Annotated in this window: 5 protein-coding genes; all 5 read left to right on the top strand. The window is 74.2% G+C overall.

The genetic code is table 11. From position 1 onward, the window contains the following. The first annotated feature begins 297 nt into the window (after window positions 1-297). The 5 genes from ACIPKM_RS08185 (at window position 298) to ACIPKM_RS08165 (ending at window position 3,618) form a co-directional block, all read left to right on the top strand. Window positions 298-741: a hypothetical protein gene (locus tag ACIPKM_RS08185; RefSeq protein WP_070417311.1), complete on the top strand. Its 444-nt coding sequence runs from the start codon at window positions 298-300 to the stop codon at window positions 739-741. Then, window positions 738-1,196: a hypothetical protein gene (locus ACIPKM_RS08180; RefSeq protein WP_071296484.1), complete on the top strand. Its 459-nt coding sequence runs from the start codon at window positions 738-740 to the stop codon at window positions 1,194-1,196. The genes ACIPKM_RS08185 and ACIPKM_RS08180 overlap by 4 nt, the downstream gene beginning before the upstream one ends. Continuing rightward, window positions 1,193-2,143, top strand: coding sequence for a hypothetical protein (locus tag ACIPKM_RS08175; protein WP_402736532.1), 951 nt, complete (start codon window positions 1,193-1,195; stop codon window positions 2,141-2,143). The genes ACIPKM_RS08180 and ACIPKM_RS08175 overlap by 4 nt, the downstream gene beginning before the upstream one ends. After that, complete coding sequence (locus tag ACIPKM_RS08170) at window positions 2,140-3,138, top strand: hypothetical protein (RefSeq protein ID WP_402736531.1); 999 nt, start codon at window positions 2,140-2,142, stop codon at window positions 3,136-3,138. Before ACIPKM_RS08175 ends, ACIPKM_RS08170 begins: the two co-directional genes overlap by 4 nt. 267 nt (window positions 3,139-3,405) lie before the next feature. Beyond that, window positions 3,406-3,618, top strand: a complete 213-nt coding sequence (locus ACIPKM_RS08165; protein ID WP_139199319.1) for a hypothetical protein — start codon at window positions 3,406-3,408, stop codon at window positions 3,616-3,618. Window positions 3,619-3,744: the final 126 nt, after the last annotated feature.

Below are 3,744 nucleotides of genomic sequence, written 5' to 3'. Positions count from 1 at the left end.
CGGGGGGTGGGATTTGCCTGGGGTGGTGCCCGGGTTGGCTTGTTCCGCCGTGTGCGTGGTGGCTAGGTTTTTTTGTCCCGCCCCCCCGGGGGGGGGGGGGGGGGGGGGGCGGGGTGCCACCGCGCCTCCCGTCCGTCGTCGGCTCGCGACCACCGCACGGCGCCACCCGCCTGTTCGGCATCCCCCCACGAAATGCCGACCTGACGAACGGGCACGCGCCTGGCAGAGTGGGTGTCGCTGGCCGACGCGCTGGTTCAGTTTTACCATGTCTGAGACAGATGTACAGGGCGGGGAGACATGATCGAGTACACCGACGACGACGCACACCGACGCGAGCTCTCACGCAAGCTGCAGCTCCTGATGGACGTCGTCGAGGCCAATTCCGGGCAGCGCCCCTCCTACAAGGAGATCGTGGCGGAGATCGAGGCGCAGGGCGCCTCGATGAGCCGACCGCGGTGGGGCTACATGCTCGGGGGCAACGGGCCGGCCGTCCGTGACCAGCGCCTGCTCGTCGCGCTTGCCGGCTACTTCGGTGTGCCGTCCGAGTACCTCACCGACGCCGCGGGCAACACGGACGTCCCGGAGCGGGTGCAGGCGCAGCTCGAACTCGTCCTCGAGCTCCGCAAACGCGAGGTCGTGGCGTTCGCCACCCGGCGACTCGGGGAGTTCGCCTCCGCGGCCGAGATCCGCGACTTCACCGAGCACGTCCGGCGACTCGACGACTCCGGGTCGACGCCGTGAGCGCGTTCGCCGACCGGATCGGCGCCCGCCGCCAGCAGGCCGAGGCCCGACGCAGCGTGCAGCGACTCGGACTCCCCCGGCGACTGACGCTGCCGGAGCTGCTCGTCCGTGCCGAGTCCGCCCTCGGCAAGCCGATCCGGCTCCGCACGACCGCACTGCCCGGTGACCTGTCCGCCCGGCTCATCCAGCGCTCCGACCACGCTCTGCTCGAGACGCGTCCCGACCTGTCCGAACGGTCCCGTGTGGCCTGCGTGCTGCACGAGCTCGCGCACGTGTTCCTCGCCGATCCAGGCTGCGACCACGAGGCGTACACGGGGCTGCTCACCGGACGGACGGCGTTCACCCGGTCGCTCGACACCCCGCACGAGCAGGCGGTCGAGCTCGTCGCCGACCAGCTCGCCCTGCGGATCGGGCTGCTCGACCCCGACACCGCGCCGCGCGGGATCTTCCGGTGACGCTGCACGTCTGGGGATCCCTCCCGGTCTGGCTGATCCTGGCCGTCCTCGTCGTCCGGCTCTGGCTCGTCCGGACCCAGTCGGCGAGCGTCACCTGGCTCATGGTCTGCTGCGCGTTCGTGGCCGTCGGGCTGAGCATCAACCAACCCGACGTCGTGACGTTCCTCGGCGGGCTGACCCGCACACCGAACGTCGCCGACCTGCTCGGCCGCTGCCTGATGGTGTGCGGCCTGTTCGCCCTCGCGCAGTCGGTCGAGGCGGCCGCCCGGTCCGCGCGACTGCTCCGCCCGAGTCGGCTCGTCGGCGTCGCACTGGTCCTCGTCGCACTGGTCGTGCTGTTCGTGCTGATCGACGCCCCCGAGCCCACGTCGCAGTTCATGGTCGAGTACGGTGACCAGCTGCCGACCGCGCTCTACTCCGCGGTCGAGATGACGTACATCGCCGTCGTGATCACCCGGTCCGCGCTGGCCGTCCTCCGCGGCTTCCGCGAGGGCGACGGTCTCGGGCGCATGTACTGGCTGTTCGTCGTCGGCGCCGCGGCGATGGTCCTGCTCGCTGCCATCGCGGTCGCGCTCGACGCGGTGCACGTGCTCGGCCTGGACGCTGCGGTCCGGGTGCTCGGGACCGTCTACGCGCCGGTCTTCCTCACTTCGATGGTCCTGCTCGCCGTCGGTGCCGCCGGCGGGGTGCTGCCCGACGCCGCCCGCGAGTTCCGCGACTGGCGGGCCGCCCGGGTCCGCTTCCGGACGCTGGAGCCCGAGCTGCGGCGACTCGAGGGCGCGTCCGGCAACCGGGGGCTGTACTTCACGATCGCCTGGCAGCGTCGACAGTGGCGGAGCCGACTGCACCGGCTGTCCGTCGAGATCGAGGACCGCGCGCGCGAGGCCGGGCAGGACGTCCCGGCCGCCGCGCCACTCACCACCGCACGACTGGAGGAGACCACATGACCGGTGGACGCATCGCCGCACTCGGCACCGCAGCGGGTGCCGTCGGGACGCTCGGGCTGGGCGCGTTCGTCGCGCGCCGGCTGCTCTTCCCCACGCCGTACTCGGCGACCGCCACCGTGCGCGCCGCCACCCCGACCGAGGCCGAGTTCGTGACCACCCGCGACACCCGCCTGCCCGGGACGTACCGGATCACCCGCGACGGCCAGGACGTCCGCGTGCAGGACGTCCTCGACATCGACGGGGACACCGTCCGGCGGCGCACGGACGGCCCGGCAGCCGGCGGCGAGTGGGGCTGGGACGCGCTGCTGTACGACGGCCTCGCGGACGTCCCCGGCGACGAACCGACCGATGTCACGGGCAACGAGCCCACGCACGTCGTCCACGTGCACGGGCAGTCGCTCGGGCCGCGACAGGTCCTCCGGGGCATCCCGGTCTGGCGTGCCCTCGGCGCGACGTCCGAGGTCGTCGACACGACCGACCTCCCGCTCCGCTCGCTCGACCCCGGCGCGGTCGACCGCATCGTGACGGCGGTCCGGGCAGCTCGGGGCCGCGGGGCCACCCGGGTCGTGCTGCAGGGCTGGTCGGCGGGGGCGCTCGCGTGCTCGGTCGCCGCCTCCCGGGTCGAGGTCGACGGCCTCGTCGGGATCTCGCCGCTGCTCAGCGTGTCCTCGGCGCTCCGCGGCGCGGTGTCGGGCGCGCACCTCCCCGCGTTCGTCGGCACGGTCGCGGCACGGATCGCGACCACCGGCGTGCTGTCACGGCTGGCCGGCGCCGCTGCTCCCGTCCAGACGACCGCGTGGCAGGCGTCGGCGACCCCGACCCTGCTCGTGCACTCGGCGGCCGACGCCCTCGTCGCCGAGGCCGACGTCGCCGCGCAGACCGCGCGTCCGGGGACCCGGGCGGTCGCGTTCCGGACCGCGCCGCACACGCTCGAGTGGAACGAGGACCCGGAGCGCTGGGAGCGAGCCGTCCGGGACTTCGCGGCCACCCTCTGACGCGAGACGCAAGACGCGGGACGCGAGACGCGCGCCGAGCGCCGAGCGCCCCGGCGACGTGCAACGGCCCCGGTCTGCGAACAGACCGGGGCCGGCGCGTCTCGACCTGTTGGGGGGAACCGGTCGAGCGCTGCGTGCGAGGTGTTGGGGGGAACCCCTCGCGCGCAGTCACCACCGTACCCCCGGACGGGGGCCCGTGGTACCGCGACGCGCGAACCGTCCCGGGTCTGGGTCGGGCGACATCGCGCCGCGCGTAGCGTCCGGCGCATGGACGATCAACCCGAACCCGAAGCCCACGAGCGTCACCGCTCCGTGGCAGACCTCAACGACGAGTCACTCGGACGCCCCTTCGACCAGACCAACGGCCTGGCGGACGGACTGAGCGGCGACTCGGACGGCACGGCCGAGAGCGAGCAGCCCGGCGTGCACAAGCGACACGAGAAGCGCGAGAAGCACCGCGGGCGCGACCACCAGGGGTGACCGCACCCACGACGTGACGGGAGGCGGGGGGGGCCCGGGGCCCCCCCCCCCCCCCCCGCGCGGGGCCCGGGGGGGGGGGGGCCTGAGCCCCCCCGGCGGGGGCGGGGGCGCCCCCGCCGCCCCCCC

The sequence above is a fragment of the Curtobacterium sp. NPDC086286 genome (assembly GCF_044746255.1).
Classification (GTDB): domain Bacteria; phylum Actinomycetota; class Actinomycetes; order Actinomycetales; family Microbacteriaceae; genus Curtobacterium.
This window is presented reverse-complemented; position numbering and strand designations above follow the sequence as displayed.

What these genes read in the sequence shown, in the direction of transcription:
- ACIPKM_RS08165 (WP_139199319.1), top strand. Translation starts at nt 3,406, where the DNA reads ATGGACGATCAACCCGAACCCGAAGCCCACGAGCGTCACCGCTCCGTG.
- ACIPKM_RS08170 (WP_402736531.1), top strand. Translation starts at nt 2,140, where the DNA reads ATGACCGGTGGACGCATCGCCGCACTCGGCACCGCAGCGGGTGCCGTC.
- ACIPKM_RS08185 (WP_070417311.1), top strand. Translation starts at nt 298, where the DNA reads ATGATCGAGTACACCGACGACGACGCACACCGACGCGAGCTCTCACGC.